Source organism: Geomonas paludis, from assembly GCF_014193585.1.
Classification (GTDB): Bacteria; Desulfobacterota; Desulfuromonadia; order Geobacterales; family Geobacteraceae; genus Geomonas; species Geomonas paludis.
The window spans coordinates 285,314-305,420 of record NZ_BLXY01000003.1 but is presented as its reverse complement, the minus strand read 5'-3'; the positions used below and the strand labels follow the sequence as shown (position 1 = coordinate 305,420).

Here is a 20,107-nt window from a genome sequence, read left to right as displayed (position 1 = left end):
GGGGGAGAGGGGACCTAAAGCGCCCATGCGTCCCCTCCACTCGCACCCGTCCACCCCCTCGCCCTCCGGGAGAGGGGCAGGGGTGAGGGCGGCTCACTGCACATTACTTCGACCGCCACCGGTACAGAAGCGGCGGGTCCTTCAGAAAATCGACCGGCAGGTAGAGCATGTGCACCAGCTTGGTGAAGGGGAGCACGGCCACGATCAGGAAAGCGCAGGCGGCGTGCAGCTTGAACACCAGCGGGAGGTCGGCCACGTACTCTATCTGCGGCTGGAACGACACGATGGACCAGAGGTAGGGCACCGCCGTGTGCAGGTACCACTGCGACCCCCAGCGCATGAAGTAGCCGATGTAGATCCCGGTGCCGGCCTGGAACAGCAAGAGGTACAGGATCAGCCAATCGGAACTGAAGGTCACCCGCTTCAGCATCCCCGAGTTCACCCTGCGCAGCAAAAGGAGCAGCACCCCCAGCACGGCGAAGGCTCCCAGCCCGAACAGCACGCTTTCCACGCCCACCAGGGTCTCCGGATTGCCCAGGAACCGCTTGAAGAGGCCGGGAAAGGCGAAGCCGAGCACGTGGGCCAGCAGGATGGGAAGGATGCCGTAGTGCCACGGGTTGATCCCCCAGTAGAGCACCTTACGCTCCAGGAATTGCGTCGAGTAAGCGGACCAGGTCAGCCGGTTGCTCAAAAAACGGTACGGGGTAACCAGGAGCAGCAGCGCCAGGGCCGCGTAGGGCAGGGCGATGAAGATCAAAGAGTTCAGCATGTTGCCTCCTCACGGCAGTCCGCGCTGCACAAAAGCTCGGCCGCCTCGACCAGGGTGAGCCACGGGGACGGGTCGCGCTCGATCGAAGAGCCAAGCAGCTTGTTGATCCCCGGCAGAACCAGTTTCTCGATGAACTCGCGGCGGAAGCCGTCTTCACCGCGGCGCGCGAGGTGGGCCAGGAAGGCGAGCAGCACGCCCAGGTGGTCAGGGAGTTCGTCCCCCGGCGCATCGAAGTCGTGCCTGCCGTACTCCTGCTTTACCTGGATCATGTAGCCACCCTTCTTCTGGTTGTCCCCGTACAGGTGGTGCCCAAGGTACGGGGCCGCCGCCGGGTTGAAATCGAAGCGGGCCACGTAATCTTCTTGAAGTTCGGCGAGAGTGCAGTTTTCCAGCATCTCCCCGAAAAGATGGGCGCGCGACTCGATGCCGCTGCGCCTCAGGTAGGAGGAGAGGGCGTCGTAGGAGGCAAGCAACTGCTCCCGCTCCTGCGGATATTCAAACAGCCGCGCCAGGGCGTGGTAACTCTGCTGCATGCTCATTTGCTTCCTCCCCTGGTCTTCTTGAGGATGCCGAACCCCGCCTCCTGCTTGCGTCGTTGCGGATCATCCTCCTCGCGCTGCTGGGGCGGAATGACGTTGCGCTCGTTGTAGCCCGCTACCGTGAAGAGGCGGTACAGCCTTTTCGCCGCCGCTTCGTCCAGTCCCGCCTCCTGGAGCAGCGCCGGATCCGCCGGCAGCCCCAGGTTCTCCGCCCGCATCTGGACCCTCAGGGCGATCAGCTTCTTCAGCACCTCTTCGATGACCCCTTCGTTGCCGGCGGAGAGCAGGCTCGCCAGGTAGCCTATCGGGACGCGCAGCGTCTGAAGCGCCGGGATCATGCCGTGCTCGAGCAGCTTGTGGGTATCGCCCCAAGTGGAGAGGACCGGCGAAAGGGACGGGATGTAGTACGCCATGGGGAGCGTCCGGAACTCCGGGTGCAGCGGCAGCGCGACCCGGAACTCCTTCACCAGCGCGTAGACCGGCGAGGCGACCGCCGCTTCCAGCCACTGCTCCGGGACCCCGTTTTCCCGTGCCAGCCGGCACACTTCCGGGTCGCGCGGGTCGAGGATGACATCGCGGTGCGCCTCGACGAGCTCGGTATCACCCTTGAGTGCGGCCCCCTCCACGGCATCCGCGTCGTAAAGGAGCACGCCCACGTAGCGGATGCGCCCGACGCAGCTATGGGCGCAGGCGTTGCACTGTCCCGTCTCCACGCGGGGGTAGCAGAAGATGCACTTCTCCGCCTTGCCGGTGTTCCAGTTGAAATAGACCTTCTTGTACGGGCAGGCGCTGGTACAAAAGCGCCACCCCTTGCACACCTCCTGGTCCACCAGCACGATGCCGTCCTCGCCCCGTTTGTAGAGGGCGCGGGAGGGGCAGGAGGCGACGCAGGCCGGGTTGAGGCAGTGGTTACAGATGCGCGGCAGGTACTGCATGAACATGGAATCGTAGGACTCGATCACCTTCTTGTCTTTGAGGTTCAGGTCCTTGGCGGCGTAGATCTGGGATCCGGAGAGGTCGTCGTCCCAGTTGGGCCCGCCCTGGATCTCCTCGATCTTCTTGCCGGAGATCTGGGAGAACGCCTCCGCGACCGGCTGGTCCTTCCCCTCCTTGGCGCCGGCGAGGTTGCCGTAGTCGAAGTCGAAGGGCTCGTAGTAGTCCTCGATCTTGGGCATGTTCGGTTGGAAGAACATGTTGGCCAGGGTGGGGCCTTTGCCCATCGCCTTCAGCTTCAGCTTCTTGCCGTCGACCACCCAGCCTCCCTTGAAGCGCTCCTGGTCCTCCCATTGCCGGGGATAGCCCACGCCCGGCTTGGTCTCGACGTTGTTCCACCACATGTACTCGGCGCCCTTGCGGTCGGTCCAGATGTTCTTGCAGGAAATGGAACAGGTGTGGCAGCCGATGCACTTGTCCAGGTTGAACACCATCACTATCTGAGCTCTTACATCCATATATGGCTCCTTGAATTCTCGCTTTAAGGAATCCCCCCCTCCCGGCCTCCCCCCTCCGGGGGGAGCGTACGGCTCCGTTCCAGTCCCCGCCCCCGGAGGGGGAGGGTTAGGGAGGGGGACGGGGGCGTCCTACTTGAGCTTCCTCACCACGACGTAACTGTCGCGGTTCACGCCGGTTGGGCCCCAGTAGTTGAAGTAGTAGCTGAACTGGGCATACCCCCCGAGCATCAGGGTCGGCTTCAGCCGGATCCGCGACAGGCTGTTGTGCACGCCGCCGCGCTTGCCGCTCTTCTTGGACTTCTTGATGTTCAGCGTCCGCTCCGGCGCGTGGTACATGACCGCGGCTCCCCTCGGGATCCTGGAGGAAACGATGGAGCGGCAGACCACGACGCCGTTGGCGTTGTAGACCTCGATCTGCTCGTTGTCCTCGATGCCTGCCCCGGCGGCATCCAGGTGATTCAGCCAGACCGCCTGCCCGCCGCGCGACAGCGTCAGCATCCTCAGGTTGTCGGAGTAGGTCGAGTGGATGCCCCATTTGCCGTGCGGCGTCAGGAAGTTCAGCACCAGTCCCGTTTCGCCCTCGGTCTCGTCCAAAAGCGCAGGGTCCAGTTTCCCCTTGAAGGTCGGCAGCCCCTCGTGGAACTCGCGGTAGTACGGGTGGTCCAGGTAGAGCGACTGCCTTCCCGACAGGGTGCGCCAGGGGACCAGGTGCTCCACGTTCAGCGTGTAGGGAGAGTAGGGGCGCCCGCCGTTGACAAGGCCGCTCCAGATGGGCGAGCTGATCACCCGGCGCGGCTTCTGGGTCACGTCCTCCCACTTGACCCGGATCTCGCGCGCCCCCTCGGAGATCTGCGCCAGCGGCTTACCCACCCGCTTCTCCAGGTTCTGATAGGCGCGGTGCGCCAGTTCGCCGTTGGTCTCCGGCGCCAGCGACAGGATCGCGTCCGCCACCACTTTTTCGTCGGCCAAGTCGACGTAGCTCTTGCCGTTCCAGGTCCGGTTGGGGAGTTCCCGCAACAGCTTCTCGTGTTCGTCGTCCGCATCGTAATAGTTGCCGTGGGAACCGAGGTGGCCGATGTTGGGGCCCAGTGAAAGGAAGCGGTTATAGAGGTTCACGTAGTCGCGCTCGACAATGGCCAGGTTGGGCATGGTCTTGCCCGGCACCGGATCGCATTCCCCGAGCTTCCAGTCCTTCACCGAACGCTGGGCGATCTCGCCAGGTGTGTCGTGCAACAGCGGCGCGGCAATCACGTCTTTCACCGGCTCCGGCAGGTGGGTCGCCGCCAGTTCGCTCACCTTCTTCGCGATCTTGCTGAAGATCTTCCAGTCCGATTTCGATTCCCAGGACGGAGGTACCGCCGCATCCATGCAGTTCACGAAGGAATGCATGTCGGTGGTGTTGAGGTCGCTCTTCTCGTACCAGGTGGCCGCGGGGAGCACGATGTCCGAGTACAGGGTCGAGGTGTCCATCCTGAAGTTCAGGTCCACGACGAGATCCACCTTCGCCTCGGGCGCCTTGTCGTGCCAGACGATGTCCTGCACCTGCCCTTTGGCGACTTCCTTGGCGGTTGCGCTGGCATTGGGGGCGCCGAGCACGTGCTTCAGGAAGAACTCGTGCCCCTTGGCGGAAGCGGAGATGGCGTTGCCACGCCAGATGAACCAGACCTTCGGGGAGTTGCCGGCAGCGTCCGGGTCCTCGATGGCGAAGCGGTTTTTCCCGCTTTTCAGCCGGTCCACCAGCCAGGAACGGACCGCGTCGTCATCCCCGCACCCCTCGTTCTTGGCCTGCTTCATGAGCTCCAGCGGGTTGGCGTCGAAGTGCGGCGCGAAGGGGAGCCATCCCAGCCGGACCGCCTTGGCGTTGAAGTCGGCCGCGTGCATGGGCATCCTGTCGCCGGTTTCCGGCTTGAAGTAGTCCACGAAGTTGCGGTCGTAGCGCCACTGGTCCGAGTGCATGTACCAGAAGCTGGGCGTGTTCTGCAGACGGCTTCCCTTGACCCAGTCCTGCGCCATGGCGATGGAGGTCCAGGGGGAGAGCGGCGCCACCTTTTCCTGGCCGACGTAGTGCGCGAGCCCTGCGCCGTTTCTGCCCACGCTCCCGGTGAGGATCAGTGCCGTGATGGCCGCGCGGTAGATGAGGTCGTTGTGATACCAGTGGTTCACCCCGGCCCCGATGATGACCATGTTGCGCCCGCGGCTCTGCTCGCCGTTCTCGCCCCATTCGCGCGCGATCTTGATCAGCGTCTCGGCATCGATGCCGGTGTGTTTCTCCTGCCACTTCGGCGTGAACGGGAGATCGGAATCGTAGCCGCGCGGGTAGTCGCCGGATAAGCCGCGGGAGACGCCGAACTGGGCCATGAGCAGATCGAATACCGTGGTGACCACGATCTCGCCGTCCGCCGTCTGTACCCGGCGCACCGGCACCTCGCGCACCGCGTCCTGCTCTCCCTCGAACCGGAACAGCACCTTACGGGTCTCCTGTCCCAGGAAGGTGAGGGCGGGATCGATCTCCGCGCCGTCCACCACGTCCTTCATGTCGAGGTTCCAGTTACCCTCCTGCTTGCTCCAGCGCGAGCCGAGGCTGCCGTTGGGAACGCGCACCTCGCCGCTCTTGTCGGCGACACACAGGCACCACTCCGCGTGCTCCAGCGAAGCCGAGCGCTCGAAGCGTGCCGCACGTGCCAGTTCGCCTTGGCGCCAGACGCCCTCACCCTGACCCTCTCCCAGGGGGAGAGGGGAGGAGGACGTAAGCTCCACCAGGAAAGGAAAGTCCGTGTACCTGGTGACGTACTCCTCGAAGAAGGGGACCTGGCGCTCGGCGTAGAACTCCTTCAGGATCACGTGGTTCAGCGCCATCCAGAAGGCGCCGTCGTGCCCCTGCTCGACCGGGAGCCAGGCGTCGGCGAACTTGCTCGCCATGGAGTAGTCCGGCGACATCACCACCACCTTGGTGCCGCGGTAGCGAGCCTCGGTGAGGTAGTGGGCGTCGGGCGTGCGCGTCATGGGAACGTTGGAGCCGCACAGCACGATGTAGGAGGCGTTGTACCAGTCCGCCGACTCGTTCACGTCGGTCTGCTCGCCCCAGACCTGCGGCGATGCCGGCGGAAGGTCGCAGTACCAGTCGTAGAAGCTCATGGCGACGCCGCCGAAGAGCTGCAGGAAACGGCTCCCTGCCGCATAGCTGATCATGGACATGGCGGGAATAGGGGAGAAGCCGACCACCCGGTCCGGGCCGTGCTTCTTGGCCGTGTAGATGCTGGAGGCGGCGATGATCTCGGTGACGGTCTCCCAGTCACCGCGCCGGAAGCCCCCCATGCCGCGCTGCCCGGTGTAGGATGCGCGTGACTCGGGATTCTCCACGATGCTGGCCCAGGCCTCGACCGGGTCGGCGTGAACCTTCTTCGCCTCGTTCCAGCGGTCCAGGAGCGCGCCGCGCAGGTAGGGATGTTTCACGCGCAGCGGGCTGTAGAGATACCAGGAGAAGCTGATGCCGCGGGTGCAGCCGCGCGGCTCGTGGTTCGGGATGGTGCCGTCGAACTGCGGGTAATCGTTGGCCTGCAGTTCCCAGCCGACGATGCCGTCCTTCACGTGCACCATCCAGCTGCAGCCGCCGGTGCAGTTGACGCCGTGGGTGGAGCGCACCACCTTGTCGTACTGGGCCCGGTTCCGGTACAGCTCCTCCCACTGGCGGTTGTGCGCCGAACAGTCGTCCTTGATCCTGTTATGTGACATTACTTGGTTCTCCTCTTGAACAGCAGCACCGCGACAAGGCACAGGGCGAAGAAGCCGAGCCCAGCGGCGGGATACGGATCGCTTGCCACATGCTTTCTGGCGGCGGCGTCCTTGAACAGCGCGGTGAGCGCCGTGGACTCTTCATCGGTCAGGGGACGATCAGCATAGATCTTCTTCATCACCGGGAAGCTGAGGCTCTTCAGCACGCCCCGCACGCCGGTTTCGCCCATCTTGCCGTACAGGTTGGTGAGGTCGGCCGCGAGTGCGCCGCCGTAGATGCCGGGGTAGTCGAAGCGGTGGCAGGAGACGCAGGGGGCGCCCCCTTTGGCGAAACGTTGCTTTCCGGTGAAGAGGTCGCGGCCGGTGGCAAGGAGTTCCCTGGTCACCACGACCTCTGCCGGCTGCGGTGTCTCTCCCGCTGCCGGTGCCGGTGCGGCCGCTTCCTTGCCTGACGCAGCAGTCGCAGCGCCAGCCGGAGCCGCAGTGCCGCCGCCCCCTAGGAACGCCACTATCTTCTCGGCGTCGCCACGGCTCACCCCGACGTTGGGCATCTCGAAGCCGAACTTCTTCACCAGTTCCGCCTGGGCCGGGTCCTTCTCCGCAGTCAGTTTGCCGGGGTCGGTGATGATCTTCACCAGCCACTCAGCCGGGCGCTTGGCGCCGACACCCTTCAGATCCGGGCCGCCGCCGTCGCCGCCGCCGATGCTGTGGCAGGAGGCACAGTGCTTGTCGAACAGCTCCTTGCCCCCGTCGGCCAAGGCGGTGCCGGATACTGCTGCGATCAGAAAGATTGCGAGAATAAAACGGATCGGAGTGAACGGTGAATGCGGCATGGAGGCTCTCCTTCGGCTTCTGGCGCGTCATTACGCCCTTTAGCCGGGTCGGTGGCAGGGTTAGGGCGATGTTGTAAACACTTCGGATAGAGGAGACTCTAGAACAGTAGTTTGTTAAGGTTCTTGACCTAAATCAAAAAAGTGGAGATGGGAACTTCGCTAATGAATCCTTGGGCGAGACGGTCTTCATTATAACATCGGGTTTTGGATTTGCAGGCGTGTGGGGGGAGGTAGGTTGCGTTTGATGAGACCATGCCGCCGCAGGGGCGGCGAGCTTGCAGATGCCAGAGTAGGCCGTGCGCCGCTTAAGGTTCGGACGCTAAGGCATTGGAACACAGTGATTGGCTGGGGCGAATGATTATTCGCCCTACAACGATCGAATGGACGTGGTTCACTGTAGGGGCGAAAAATTTTTCGCCCGCCTTTGGCTTATCCCCTTCTCACACCGGGGCGTCGCCCGCAACAGATTGCTTGCCTTGACAGTGGTTCAGCTCATTGTACATTTGGTCCGGATATTCTTACCGTTCTGCCTGGGGAGTACAAGTCACAGTGGAAAAGATCAGAGTGTGCGTCAACGACATGATGCAGCAGGGGTACGTCTATTACCGTACCGAGCCGGTGGGCGGGAACTTTGATCCGGAGTTCAAGCCGGACCTGACGCCTAAAGAGATGCTGGAGATGGGTGTCTTCGGTGGTAAGTACATGACCGACTGTCAGGATGAGTTCCCCTCGGAGTGGTTCGAGAAGGCGCGGCTTTGTCACGAACGGCATGTTCCCGAGTACAACTTCTTCGGGGTCAACGCGTCGAAGCCGCTCTCCTACTGGCGCGAGAAGGGGTGGATCTACAGCGACGACCCGCGCGGCTGGTTCCAGTGGTACTGCCGCTATTACATGGGGCGCAGGTGCCCGGACGACGCGCGCCAGATCAAGCGCTGGAAGGCGATGACCCGCCACATAGCCCAGATCAGGCACAATTGTCCCGAAGGCGTGCTCACCTGCCGCAGAAGACAGCGCCAGGCGCTGTTGCATTGGGCGTACGACAGCAGGAGGTTTTGAAAGCTGCACAGTGCTTTCCCGATCTGTCCCCTCTCCCTCCGGGAGAGGGTGCCCGAAGGGCGGGTGAGGGCTTTGCTGGCAGCTGCATCGTTGCCAATGGCATCTCCCTCACCCTGGCCCTCTCCCAGAGGGAGAGGGGATGTCGGACCAGCTCCTCCCCCGCCCCTCACACAACCTTCCCCTCCTTGACAAACTCCCTCAAAATCGCCGCCTCCAGCCGCTTCAACTCCAGCCGCCGCGTCTGGTCCGCCAGCACCTCCAGCGCGCAGTGATGCGTCACGTTCATGATCCCGGCGCCGGGCAATTCGTAGCGCGCCGCTATCTGCCGCCAGTCGATGTCCGGTGCGATCTCCACCTGGGACGGAAACGCGTTGCACCAGAGCCGGTAACGCTCCTCGGGGCGCGGCATGGGAAAGTGGATGATGCTCTGGAAGCGCCGCGCAAAAGCAGGATCCAAATGGCTGCGCTGGTTGGTGGCCAGGATCACCAGGCCGTGGTACTGCTCGATGCGCTGCAAGAGGTAGGAGACCTCCTGGTTCGCGTACCGGTCGTGCGCGTCGCGCACGTCGGTCCTCTTGCCGAAGAGGGCGTCGGCCTCGTCGAAGAACAGGATCCAGTCCTTGAACTCCGCCTTCTCGAACAGAAGGGCCAGGTTCTTCTCGGTTTCGCCGATGTATTTCGATATGACCCGGGACAGGTCGATGCGGAAAACGTCCTTGCCGGTGTACTTGCCCAACAGCGTCGCGGTGAGGGTCTTGCCGGTGCCGGGGGGGCCATGGAAGAGCGCGCGGTAGCCGCGCTGCAGCTTGCGCCCCATGCCCCATTCCTCGATCAGGGTGCGGTTGTGGGTGATCCAGTTCTCGATCTCCCGGATCTGGCGCAGGGTCTCCGGATGCAGCACCAGGTCGTCCCACTCCAGCTCGGTTTCTATCGCCTGGGCCGGGAACTCCGGGCCGAAGCGGGGTCTGCCCACCGTCCCCAGGGTGACCCATTCCACCAGCTCGGGGTCGATGCAGAGCCGGCCGGTCATCAGCGGCTCACCGGGCCGCACCTGGTCCAGCCAGAGTATCCGCTTCTTGGCGAACCAATGGTCGTTGGAGAAGAACCGTTGCACCTCGATCCTCTTCCTGACGTCGTGCCCGGCCAGGATGTACTGCGCCGTCTCGCCGGTCGGCAGTATGGAGCGGTGGTCGGCTCCGGTCACGCCGCCGAACTCGGGGAGCTCCCCACCTTCCGGGATCAGCCTTCCCAGGATCCTGTTGAAGAACCCCGGGCGCAGGTGGGGCGCCAGGGCGATCATCACGACGGCGAATTCGTCCCGGGTGGGGTCCTGGCTCTTGATGAACAGCTCGATGGGGGAGTCCTCGCTGTAAAACTCCAGGGGAGGGGGGAGGTACTCTTCGGCCTGCTCCAGCCGCACGCGCAGGTAGCCCGTCACCAGTTGGGTGAGCCAATCCAGGGCCAACTCCAGGTTGACCACGTCGTCGCTTTGCTGTGGGTGAGGACTATGCTTGGGCATGGATCACGGCTCCTGATGCCTGCAGGAACGAGAGCACCAGCTCGGGGTACCCGCCGAGGAAAAATTTATCGTCCCCCGAACCGAGGGCGGCCCTCAAATGGAAGGCGCCATCGGTCACCCGCACCACCTGGACCACCGGGTCGGCTGCCTGCACCTCCCTTCGCGCCGCCGTCAGCTCCTTGTCGGTGATCACCTTGCGTGCGGTCTCCTTGGCCTTGTTCTCCGAGTCGAAGACCCCCACGGCGAGACACGAGAACGGCTCGAACTTGTAGCTCTCGACCTCCGGGGAGTAGTCGTCGATATCGTCGATGCCCAGGTAGCCGAGCTTGAGCGGCTGGATGGCAACCTGCACCCGGAAATGGATGGTTACCCGCCAGATGAAGTCCCACTTGGACTCCCAGCCTTCTTCCTCCCAGTACTCGCTGTAGTAATTGCAGCGGTACGGCTTTATGCCCCACTTCAACGGTTCGGCGCCTATGTCCAGGGCGCCGATGAGGGCGCTTACGAATCGCTCCGAGCCCCCTCCCACCTGGTCCGAGTCGCCCCTGGTCAGTATGAAGTCCACCACCGTGCCGTCTGCGCTCACGGACGGGTGCCACAGGTATAGCATGCTCATTTTCGTCCCTCTCCTGGACCGCGGAAATTGATGGTTACCGTTTTCTTGTAGCTGCCGGCAAGCTTTGCCCCCATGGAACTGTTCTGGCTGTACGGCACCACCTCCAGACCGCTGATATCGTTGAAGTAATCCTTGCGCGCCGTCTGATAGGTGTCCCTGCCCTCGTCGTTCCAGTGATCGACCACCGCCTGCTTCTTGTGGTCCACCGTGGGGGCTTCGTCGTAATCCTTTGTTTTGTCCCAGAACTTGTTTTTCCACCAGTAAAGCTTGGGGTTGGTCCTGTGCCTGAGCTTGCTCGGGTCGTTGACCTGTTCGTCACGCCACTCGTACACTTTCTTGCGATAGCTCTTGCCGTAGAAGCTGTCGCGGATCACTTCCTTGGTGTCGTACCCGTCGATCAGCACGTACTTGTGCCCTTTGCGGGTGACCAGCGCGGACTTGTGCTTCTTGAGCCGCTTTTTCTTCGGTGTCGCCTTCTTCGGGTTGACGCTGGCCTGGATCGAGTCGTACACCTCGTCCTCGTCCGCCGGCGCCTCGACCAGCTCCAGCGCAGTCAGCTTGTACTTCGTCTTGATCACCACCAGGGCCGCGGTGATCTCGGGAGCGTCCTTGTTCTCGTCGTCGAGGAGCTTGTTCGCCTCCGATAGTGCCGCGTCCAGGTCCGCCTGCTTCTGCGCCTCGGTCCGTGCGTCCTTCTTGCCGTCCTTGGCATCCTTGTCGATGTTCTTCGCTTTCAGCTGGACCGGCTTGGCGCTCTTGCCCCCCGCCTTAGGGGTCACGATCCAGTTGTCACCCTTGGCCTGGATGTCGAAGCTCACCCCTTTTACGGAAGCCTTGATCTTGCCCAGTTCCGCGTCCAGCATGGCGCGGGTGAAGGGACCGCCCGACCGCAGTCCCCCCAGCGGCTTGGCCGCCGCCTGGAACATCTTGGCCACATCCTGGTCCTTGGCCGCCTTGGGATCGGGCTTGGCCGACTTCGTCCCGGCGTGAGGCTTCGCTCCCTTCTTGGTCGGCTTTGCCTCGGGCTTTTTCGGGGCCGGCTTCTTGGGCGGGATGGTGGGGGGCGGGATGCTCCCGTCATCCTTGAAGCTGCCGCTGCCGCTTGGCTTGCCGCCGGACTTGGCCGGCAGGTTGTCGTCCACCATGCTGGTCATGAACTTGGAGGGATCGAACTCCGGCTTTTTCAGTTCGATCTCCGGCACCTGCCCGGAGCCGAGCACGTACTCCTTCACCACGGCGCTGATGCCGACCGGGTCGGAAAGGGGCCACTGCTTGGAGAACAGCGGCCAGGTCCACCTGTGGTCGGAAATGGGCGACCACCACGGCGTCTCCAGCGCGATGAAGAAGTCGCCGCCCAGGTCCAGCATCGGCTGCGCCAAGATGTCCAGCGTGCCGCCGACGTAGAACACCCCGGGGTCCCGGTAGCCGATGGTCGGGCGTGCGTCGGCGTACGCCTTGAGCCCCACGTCCACCTGGATGCCGATACCGAACTTGAGGTCGTGGGAGGCGATCTCGACGCCGGCGCCCCCCTCCGCCCGCAACCTGAGCCCCGCGTAGGCCGAGATGTTGAACGAGGCGGAGATCTGGATGAACTTCTGCACCTCGGGGTCGGTCGAATAAGTCCCCAGGATCTCGATGTTGTAGATCTTGGCGGGCCCGAGGCGAGCCAGCGCCCAGAGGCTTATGTTGGCGAACAGGTTCAGGTTACCGACCACGGGGATGCCGTAGTAGGCCTTGGCCTCGAACTTTACGATCTCCCGGTCGAAGTTTTTCTGGGGGAAGAGCGGGATCTCCCCGGGCGGCGCGATCTTGCTCACCACGGTCAGAAGCCCGCGGCCGTCGACCACCACCCACACCGTCCCTGCGAACCATTGGGTCAGGTGGAACTGCAGCTGCCCGGTGGCGGCGATGGCGCGCGTCTTGTTGTTGGGCTTGGGCGCCGGCACCGGCGGGGGAGGGCCGGTCGCCTCGATGTTCTCCTTCCCCCCCGCCGCGGCGATGGCATCCTTGGCGAACCTGTTGGCCGAATCCATGTCGGTGGCGACGAAGGCCACCTCGCCGGAGAGTTTGTCGGCGTTGTAGCCCGCCTTGCCGCCGATGTCGACGGTGCCGTCCGGCTTGTAAATGACCGTCGCCATACCGCTGAACGACTTGTGGTTCACCGCGAGGGTGAGCTGCCCGGCAAGGGATCCCTTGGTGTTGTCGAGCTTCAGTTCCCCCTTCACTATCCCCTTTACGTCCACGGTGGCGCTGGCGTCGATCTTCGGCTTGCTCACGTTCTCGACGCTGAGATTCACGCTCGCGTCCAGGAAACCGCCGATCTCCACCTTGAGCCCCTCGACTCCCAAGGTGAGTTTCCCGGACTCGAAGCTGTTGATGGGCTTGGGGAGTTTCTCCACCTTGAGGCCCAGGCCGCCCAGCAGTTCCGAGTTCTTCTGCAGTGCCCGCAGCCAGTCGTTGGTGTTGCCTCCCTTGGGGGTGAGCGAGGCGTAGCCGTCCTTCACCTCGTTGTTGCGGATGGTGAAGTTGACGTGCATGCCGCCCAGTTGGTCGGTCCACGGGTTCTGCAGGGGCATGGTCCCTTTGCCGATCGAGTCCAGGTTCTTCTTGCTGTCCATCCGGACTTTGACCCGTCCCTCGCCGGTAAGCCCTTTAACGATCACCCGTACTTCCAGCCCTTTGCCCTTTGCCGCCTCGATCTCTCCTTTAACCTTCTCCGACGGTGCGAAAACGGCTGAGGATAGATCGACCAGTTCCGAACTGACCGGCCCTTCCGCGGCAGGAGGCGCTCCCTTGGCCGCTGCCGTGGCAGGGGCTGTTGCCCTCATGACGGCGGGGCCTTGCTGCTCCCTGTCCCGGTGCGGGTTTCCCTGCCGGGCGACAGCAGCGCCTTGCTGCTCCGTGTGGGCCAGTTCGTGGGCGATCAGCCTCTTACCTTCGCTGGTCTGGGGCTGGTAGGCGTCGCGGGCGAAAAAGACGTGGTTGCCATAGGTGAAGGCACGTGCCGACAGATCTTCAGAGAGACCGGCGGCGCGGTCGTCGTTATGCACCCGGACTCCGCTGAAATCGCTCCCGAAACGCGGCTCCATGAAGTCCCGGACCGACCCTGCCAGCGGTTGCCCTCCCGAGGTGCTCTCCTTGACCGCCGACTGCACCGAATCGCTGACGGCCGGTGCCGGGCCTGAGTCCGCGCGGGCCAGCTTTTCTTCCCCTGTACCGTCTGGCCCAGGCTTTGCCTGCCGGCCCAGTTGCTCGTCGCTTTTTGCTTCCCTCTGCAGCCGCTCCTCTTGGCGTTCGAGTTTTTCGTTGCCCTGCCGCTGCAGCTTCTCCTCGTTCGCCTGCCTGGGCAACTGCTCCTGCTGCCTGTTCAGTTGCTCCTGCTGTCGCGGTAACTGTTCCTGCTGTCTGTCCAACCGCTCCGGCCCAGCTCCTGCCGGTTCCGCCATGCGCATGACCCGGTCGGCGCTCCGGTCCGCCTCCTGTTCCATCCTGTCGCCCGGCTTGCTGACCGTAAGCTTTCTTTGCAGCGTCGGCGCGACGAAAGGCTGCCTCGACAGCTGCGCCGCGTTGGTCGGACTGGAGGAAGATTTTTCCGCGCACGATTTCATCGCCGCACCCCTAGTTCCACTCCACCCACAAGAGCTTCGGCATCCACGGCAGTTTCACCATGGAGATGCTGAAGGGAAGCCGGTCCAGCAGTATGTCGTAGCTATTCCTCTCCACCTGCAGCAACCACTCGTCGTTGCCGCGCAGGGTGAGCTTCGCCGGCCGCATCAGGAAGGAGCCGCGCAGCCCGTCCGGGGAGCTGTTGCCCAGTGCCCCCCAGTGCTTGATCAGTGCCTGCAGCAGGTAGTCGCACATCTCGATATCCTGGTCGCTTAGTTCCACATTGCGGTGGATCGAAGTATGGAGCGGGATGTCGCATAACACCTTGTCCAGCGCCAGGCGGTATTCCGGCTGGTCGTGGCCGCCCGAGGCGAGATAGTTCAAAACCGCGACGCCCCGCTCCGGCTCGACGATGCGGTCCTCCCTGCAGATCTCCAGCCCCTCGAAGAGCTGCTTCAGGTACGGGTGCAGGAGGACGATGCCGCCGTTGTCGACGTAGATCCCCTCCTGTGCCGCCTCGTCCTGTTTGCGGGGCGATTGCCCATCCTGCCGGGATGTACCCTCGCCCGAAGCGATGGCCGCTGCCGCGATGCTCCCGTTTGGCAGCGCGGCGGGCCAGTGCCGCTCCACCGCCGCCATGACCGCCTCGTTTTCCCTGGTCGACACGGGCAGTTCCAGCAAGGCCCGTGACACGAGCTCATGCTCCGTGGCGCTGATGCCGTGTGCAGCCGCAGCGAAGCCGTGTCGCCAGACCCCGTTGCGGATTGCGGTGAGGACCGCCTCCGGCAGCGCGATGTGCGCCAACTCTTCCAGCACCGCAGTGATCCGCATGCCGGTCTGCGGCGCCAGGAGCGGCAGCAGCAGCGCACGGAAACTCTCCGAGAACTGCAGGACCAGCCGTGTTTGGGCCTCCTTCTTTCGAAGCGGGAACAGGGCATCTTCCAGCGCGACGACCACCGCATCCACATGGTTTTGCCCCAGCCAGCACTCCAGCAGCACCTGCTCCAGTTCCTTGCCCGTGGGGAGTTGGCACCACCAGGGGAGGGAGCCGTGTTCCAGGAAGTGCAGGAATACCTCGGTCATCGCCTGCAGGTTGTTCCTGCGTCGGGAGTTCTCCCGCGGCGCGGCAAGCTCCTCGCCCAGAGAATGTTGCAGTTCTTTGCGGATGGCCGGGGCCAGGTCCGCTTCCAGCCGTTCCAGCGGAATGGTGCCGGCGTCGATGACCAGCTGTTCCAGGTAGAGGTGTTCGTCCTGCGGGACCTGCTCGTTCAGAGTCACCTCGATGACCGGGAGCAGGTAGTCGTGGCAGAAGCGCTGCAGCCGCCGCTGCAACTCCGCCGCCTCGGCCTCCGGCCCGTCGAAGTCGACATGCAGGTGTTGTTTTTGAATCACATGCCGCATCACAGTGGCTCCAGTTGGTGCTTACCCCCCCAGTCCACCCCCTCCCCCTCTGGGGGAGGGTGCCCGGAGGGCGGGTGAGGGAGGTTCTAGCGTCTTTGGCGCGACTTGCAACGCCCTCACCCCTGCCCCTCTCCCGGAGGGCGAGGGGGGAACCTAAAGAATCTTTCTTGGTACTCAAAGGTCTTTCTTCGCACTCCCAAAGCACCCCTTCCGCGTGATGCCTGCCAGCAGCACCGGCCCGGCCGCGCGCTGCACCTGCACCTCCACCTTCTCGCCCTGGTAGAAGGGCTCGCTGCTGTTGGCGAGCGGCAACTCCCACACCCACGCCACCACGTCGGTCGGCTCCAGGTTGCCCACTTTGCCTTGCAACGTGAGACCGTTGTCGCCGGCCCGCGCCACCTCCATGCCCAGTTCCGGCTGCGGTCCGTCGCACAACTTGTGGTAGTCCACCCTGGTGCACTGGTTGCGCTCGCTGCAATCGAACGACGGCACCCGGGTCTCCTTGTTCAGACGCTGGTTCAGGAAAACGGCGCCGTCGAAGGGCGCGCCGGTGGGGCCCGGTTCGTTGCTGTAGCGGATCAGCATGGAGAAGGCGGGGTTGGGCCGGGCATAGCTGTAACGGAACTCCAGGTTGAAGCTGTCGCAGACGAAATACTCGATGAAGAGAACGGCAAAGGGGTAGGCGTCGCTAGGCTGATAACCCAGGATGAGGCGTCCCTGCAGTGCACCGGCCTGTTCCACCAGCGCCTGGTTGACCACCTCGTTGAGCCCCTTCACGTAGCGGCCGATGGCATCGTTGAAGTTGCCGTTCAACTGGCCGGCGTCCGCTACCGGCAGCCCGTCGGTGCGCAGGTTTATGTCCCTGCCGTTGAAACGCAGCCGGACCGCGGGCTCCTGGCGGTAGCTCTCGTAACGCGCGTCGCCGAACGGGGGCTGCACCCAGAGCCGGTACGCGCACCGGCGCGACTCACCGCCGCAGGGGAGGTCGCAGGCCTGCTCGCAGCTGTGCTGCACCTGGATGCTGGCGCTGCAGTTGTTGTGGTCGGTGACCGTGACCGAGAAGCTGTTGCCGCTCGGGATGGGATCGGTGCTGAAGAAGTTGCCGGTGACCGGCTGGTTGTTGGCCATAAACGGCGGTGTGCCACCCTCGATGCGTATGAAGGAGCGGAAGTTCGCGTTCCCCTCGCAGGTGAAATCGGTCTCCCTGAGCACCAGTTGCGGCGCGATCACCACCGTCTGCGAGGCCGTGGCGGCACCGGCGGCATCGTGCACGCTGACGTTGTGTCCCCCCACGCCGAGCTTGACCGGGCCGCTGAGCGGTGACGGCGCCGCGGTGTCCACCTGCACCTGGTACGGGGCGCTGCCGCCGGTCGCCGTGATCTCGACGAAAGCCTGGCCGTCGGCCCCGGTGCAGCCCGGCTTGGCGGTGAAGGCCAACGGCTGCACGCAAAAATGCCTCAAGGTGACGGAGGCGCTGCAGTTGCGGGCATCGGTGATGTCGATCTCTATGTCGGTATCGGCCGGGAGATTGCCGCTGGCGTAATCGGTGCCGTTCACCGTGCCGCGGTTCGCCGTGTAGGGCGGGGTGCCGCCGCTGATGGAGAAGAGGGCGACGTATTCGCCGGTGTCGCCGATGCAGTCGAACCTCGGCTCCCCCAGCACCAGCCGCTGCGGGATCTCGATGGTCTGCGGCGCCGACACGGTCGCCTCCTGGTCCCGCAGCGACAGGGTGTGACTCCCTGCGGCCAGCGCCAGCACGCCATCCAGGGGCTGGAAATCCTGCTGGTCCACCTTGACGCTGTAGGGGGCGACGCCTCCTTCCGGGGTGACCGTCACTTCGGCCTGGTTGTTGGCGTTGGTGCAGCCGATCTTCAGTGTGAAGCCTAAAGGCGGCGTCGGCAGCACGAACTGCACCGGCGCACAGTCGGAACAGCAGAGGTAGGGGAGGTAGAAGTCGGCGATGACCGTGCCGTCGGCAAGCTCGCCCACCGCCTGTTCGATGATGTCGCCAGCCACCGGCCGCGGAGGCCGGACCGCGCCCAGATCGGGCACCCGCCCGGTGAAGGCGCCCAGCACCAGGCGGATATCAGGGTCCGCGGCCAGCTCGGGACGGGAGCCGATGCGGTCGAAGGCGTCCATCATGGCGGCCGGTTCCACCTCGGCGCAAAGCGACGTGGCGCCGGACGGTGAGGTCATGGTGGTGACGCGGCCGGTGCCGATGCGGCTATCAACGTTGAACCGGTTGCGCAGCCCCCCCAGGTCGATGCCGCGGCCGGGACTGAAGATCCTCGGCGGCGCCTCGTGGTAGACCACGATGAAGGTTCCGCCCAGCGGCACGCCGGCCTTGTGCTGGATGCCGGGGTGGTCGCGCAGGAAGGTGCTCAGGTACAGCTTCTGCTTCACCTCGCGGAGCCGGTCCTGGTATTCACCCTCCAGCGCCTTGATCACGTCCAGGCGGCACTGGTACAGGATCGCCTCCAGCCGGTCGTCCAGTTCCTCCCAGCGCAAGAGGTTCACGGTGCCGTCGATGGTCCCGGCCGCGTCCTCCCGTTCCTTCTCCACCGCCTCGGTCACCCGCACCAGATCCTGGTAGCGCTTCTCGAAGGAGGCGTAGTTCAGCTGCGCCAGGGTCGGGGTGAACTCCCCGTAGAGCTTCACCAGGTAGATGATCACGTAGAAGATGATCAGGTTGGACTGGCCGACGTTCTGGCTGTTCAGGAAGTTGATGATGATGTTCGGGTCGATCTCGGGGACGGCGCCGCCGGGCTGGTTGGCGAGGAAATCCTCGAACAGGCGACCCAGCGTCTGCGGCTGCACCAGGAAGTCCGGGGCGCACTGGGCCAGCAGGGGAAGCTGCGCTTTGACCGGGGTGGTGATCTTCGAGCGCAACTCGAAAGGTAGCCCGTAAAAGTACTGTATCTCCAGGCAGATGAAGCAGGTGGACTCCGCCTTGACCGTCTCGTACAGCGCCTCCAGGTCCTGGAAGCGGCAGTCATCCTTGGTCGGGTCCACCGTCACGTTTTCGTCGAAGGCGCCGGTGCGCAGGGCGATCACCTCGATGGGGAGGCGGTAGCGCGACTTGAGGGTCAAAAGGGTGCTCATCACCCCCTGGTAGTTTTTGCCCAGGTGCCCCTCGACGCGCAGGAAGTTGTACGGCTCCAGGTCGTAGCGCAGCGCCTGGGTCACGAAGGGGGGCGCCGGCGGCTGGTAGGAGTCGGACCGGTAGCCGAGGTTCTGGTTGGCCCGGTTGCGGCGCGTCTTGTCCGGGTCCCAGAGCCGGTACAGCGGCGGGTCGCCGGTGAACAGGTAGTAGTACGGGATCGCCTTGCCGGCCAGCGGTCCGTCACCCAGCCTGCTCGGGGTGATACGGATGGAGCTGTCTCCCGGCAGACGCGAGAAGCCGGAGAGCGGCAGCGGGGGCGCGTCGCTGAAGCGCGCCGCCATCTCCACCAGGCGCGCGAAGAGCTGCTCCAGCTCCAAAAGCCGTCCCTCGCCGCCCAAGAGCGCGGGGGAGGGCCAGAAGGGGGTCCGGTACAGCTCCGGGTTGGTGACCTGGTTCGGGAACAGCGCGCCCAGCATCAGGTGGCGCGGGAAGAGCATCTCCGGCGGGCAGCAGACCGCGAACAGCTCCGCCCCTTTGCGGGAGAGGTCGCGCAGGGCGCGGGCGATGTCGTCGAAAAGGTCGTAGTAATACTGCAGGAATTTCACCTGGACCGTGTTGGCCGGCACGTTGTCCAGGAAACCGAAGCGGCCGGTGAACCCGGCAAAGGGGTTGTCCGGGTACTTCTGTTGCACCAGCGGCTTGAAGGCGTCATAGGCTGCGTTGAGCGCGGTCTGCGCCTGCTGCACCAGCTTCTCCGAGGTGAAGGCGGCATGGAAGGCGTGGTAGACGTCCTGGGAGGTGGCGGGGGCCGTGTTGGGGACGTCGACCCGGGGCAGGTGCAACTCGGGGAGGTTCAGCCGCTCCAGGAGCGCTTCCGCCAGTTCCGTCACGCTCAGGCTGTCCTCGATGGCGTTGGCCCTGGCGATGATCTCCTTCAGGTCGCCGATGCCGATCAGCAACCGGCGCACGGTGATGGTGACCTCGCTCCCCTTGTCGTCGCAGTTGTTCATGCTGCAGTTACGCAGCCCCTCCTTCTTCAGTTCCAGGAACAGGAGCACCGCCTTGTCGGCCAGAAAGCCCTGCGGGGTCGTGATGGGCGCGGTGTCGGGCTCCCCGGCGGGGAACAGTTCCCAGAGAGGATACGGGTTGTCGTCCTTCATGAAGGGGGGATAGGGGAGGTCGCTGGGGGGCAGGTACTGCCGGTAGCTCGTGAGGGCGACGTCCTGCGGCTCCACGATCAGATACCCCTGCGAGGTGACCCCGCACCCCTTGGTGAGCAGCACGGCAAGCCCGCCGTCGGGGTCCTGGGACAGCGAGATGTCCAGGCCGCAGACGATGCCGATGCCGATCAGGTCGGCGCGCGTGAGCCGCTCCTGCTCGTCCAGGTAGTCGAAGACCTGGTTCAAGTGGGTGGACGAGAGCACCTGGTTGGTTACGAAAACCGGGAAGTTATCTTGTGAAGGTTTCATCGCGCAGCACCTC

11 protein-coding genes are annotated in these 20,107 nt (G+C 64.2%); 1 reads left to right on the top strand and 10 read right to left on the bottom strand.

Going from position 1 to position 20,107, the window contains the following annotated elements; genetic code table 11:
• Positions 1-103: 103 nt before the first annotated feature.
• From H7687_RS11250 to H7687_RS11230, 5 genes are all read right to left on the bottom strand, one after another.
• Positions 104-769, bottom strand: coding sequence for a respiratory nitrate reductase subunit gamma (locus H7687_RS11250; RefSeq protein ID WP_183347306.1), 666 nt, complete (start codon positions 767-769; stop codon positions 104-106).
• Positions 763-1,308, bottom strand: coding sequence for a nitrate reductase molybdenum cofactor assembly chaperone (gene narJ, locus H7687_RS11245; RefSeq protein ID WP_183347304.1), 546 nt, complete (start codon positions 1,306-1,308; stop codon positions 763-765). The genes H7687_RS11250 and narJ overlap by 7 nt, the downstream gene beginning before the upstream one ends.
• Complete coding sequence (narH, locus tag H7687_RS11240) at positions 1,305-2,759, bottom strand: nitrate reductase subunit beta (RefSeq protein WP_183347302.1); 1,455 nt, start codon at positions 2,757-2,759, stop codon at positions 1,305-1,307. Before narH ends, narJ begins: the two co-directional genes overlap by 4 nt.
• Before the next feature lie 129 nt (positions 2,760-2,888).
• On the bottom strand, positions 2,889-6,491 hold the full coding sequence (locus H7687_RS11235) for a nitrate reductase subunit alpha (RefSeq protein ID WP_183347300.1): 3,603 nt from the start codon (positions 6,489-6,491) through the stop codon (positions 2,889-2,891).
• A complete protein-coding gene (locus H7687_RS11230; RefSeq protein WP_183347299.1) occupies positions 6,491-7,324 on the bottom strand; it encodes a c-type cytochrome in 834 nt (277 codons plus the stop codon). The genes H7687_RS11235 and H7687_RS11230 overlap by 1 nt, the downstream gene beginning before the upstream one ends.
• 549 nt (positions 7,325-7,873) lie before the next feature.
• Between H7687_RS11230 and H7687_RS11225 the strand changes: the two genes are divergently transcribed.
• On the top strand, positions 7,874-8,380 hold the full coding sequence (locus tag H7687_RS11225) for a hypothetical protein (protein WP_198424631.1): 507 nt from the start codon (positions 7,874-7,876) through the stop codon (positions 8,378-8,380).
• 166 nt (positions 8,381-8,546) lie between these two features.
• On the opposite strand, the gene H7687_RS11220 is transcribed toward H7687_RS11225, so the two are convergent.
• The 5 genes from H7687_RS11220 to H7687_RS11200 all read right to left on the bottom strand — a co-directional run bounded on the left by H7687_RS11220 (position 8,547) and on the right by H7687_RS11200 (position 20,094).
• A complete protein-coding gene (locus H7687_RS11220; protein WP_183347297.1) occupies positions 8,547-9,899 on the bottom strand; it encodes an ATP-binding protein in 1,353 nt (450 codons plus the stop codon).
• Positions 9,886-10,515, bottom strand: coding sequence for a hypothetical protein (locus tag H7687_RS11215; protein ID WP_183347295.1), 630 nt, complete (start codon positions 10,513-10,515; stop codon positions 9,886-9,888). The genes H7687_RS11220 and H7687_RS11215 overlap by 14 nt, the downstream gene beginning before the upstream one ends.
• The gene (locus tag H7687_RS11210; RefSeq protein WP_183347293.1) at positions 10,512-14,123 is read right to left on the bottom strand and encodes an eCIS core domain-containing protein; all 3,612 of its coding nucleotides are present in this window, start codon (positions 14,121-14,123) and stop codon (positions 10,512-10,514) included. The genes H7687_RS11215 and H7687_RS11210 overlap by 4 nt, the downstream gene beginning before the upstream one ends.
• 10 nt (positions 14,124-14,133) lie before the next feature.
• Complete coding sequence (locus H7687_RS11205) at positions 14,134-15,522, bottom strand: contractile injection system tape measure protein (protein ID WP_183347291.1); 1,389 nt, start codon at positions 15,520-15,522, stop codon at positions 14,134-14,136.
• A 174-nt stretch (positions 15,523-15,696) separates the two neighbouring features.
• Entirely contained in the window at positions 15,697-20,094 is a 4,398-nt protein-coding gene (locus tag H7687_RS11200) for a SprB repeat-containing protein (RefSeq protein ID WP_183347289.1), read from the bottom strand.
• Positions 20,095-20,107 lie beyond the last annotated feature (13 nt).

Bases quoted from the DNA above. Each gene is read 5' to 3' on its own strand.
- H7687_RS11250 (WP_183347306.1), bottom strand. From the start codon at position 769: ATGCTGAACTCTTTGATCTTCATCGCCCTGCCCTACGCGGCCCTGGCG.
- narJ (WP_183347304.1), bottom strand. From the start codon at position 1,308: ATGAGCATGCAGCAGAGTTACCACGCCCTGGCGCGGCTGTTTGAATAT.
- narH (WP_183347302.1), bottom strand. From the start codon at position 2,759: ATGGATGTAAGAGCTCAGATAGTGATGGTGTTCAACCTGGACAAGTGC.
- H7687_RS11235 (WP_183347300.1), bottom strand. From the start codon at position 6,491: ATGTCACATAACAGGATCAAGGACGACTGTTCGGCGCACAACCGCCAG.
- H7687_RS11230 (WP_183347299.1), bottom strand. From the start codon at position 7,324: ATGCCGCATTCACCGTTCACTCCGATCCGTTTTATTCTCGCAATCTTT.
- H7687_RS11220 (WP_183347297.1), bottom strand. From the start codon at position 9,899: ATGCCCAAGCATAGTCCTCACCCACAGCAAAGCGACGACGTGGTCAAC.
- H7687_RS11215 (WP_183347295.1), bottom strand. From the start codon at position 10,515: ATGAGCATGCTATACCTGTGGCACCCGTCCGTGAGCGCAGACGGCACG.
- H7687_RS11210 (WP_183347293.1), bottom strand. From the start codon at position 14,123: ATGAAATCGTGCGCGGAAAAATCTTCCTCCAGTCCGACCAACGCGGCG.
- H7687_RS11205 (WP_183347291.1), bottom strand. From the start codon at position 15,522: ATGCGGCATGTGATTCAAAAACAACACCTGCATGTCGACTTCGACGGG.
- H7687_RS11200 (WP_183347289.1), bottom strand. From the start codon at position 20,094: ATGAAACCTTCACAAGATAACTTCCCGGTTTTCGTAACCAACCAGGTG.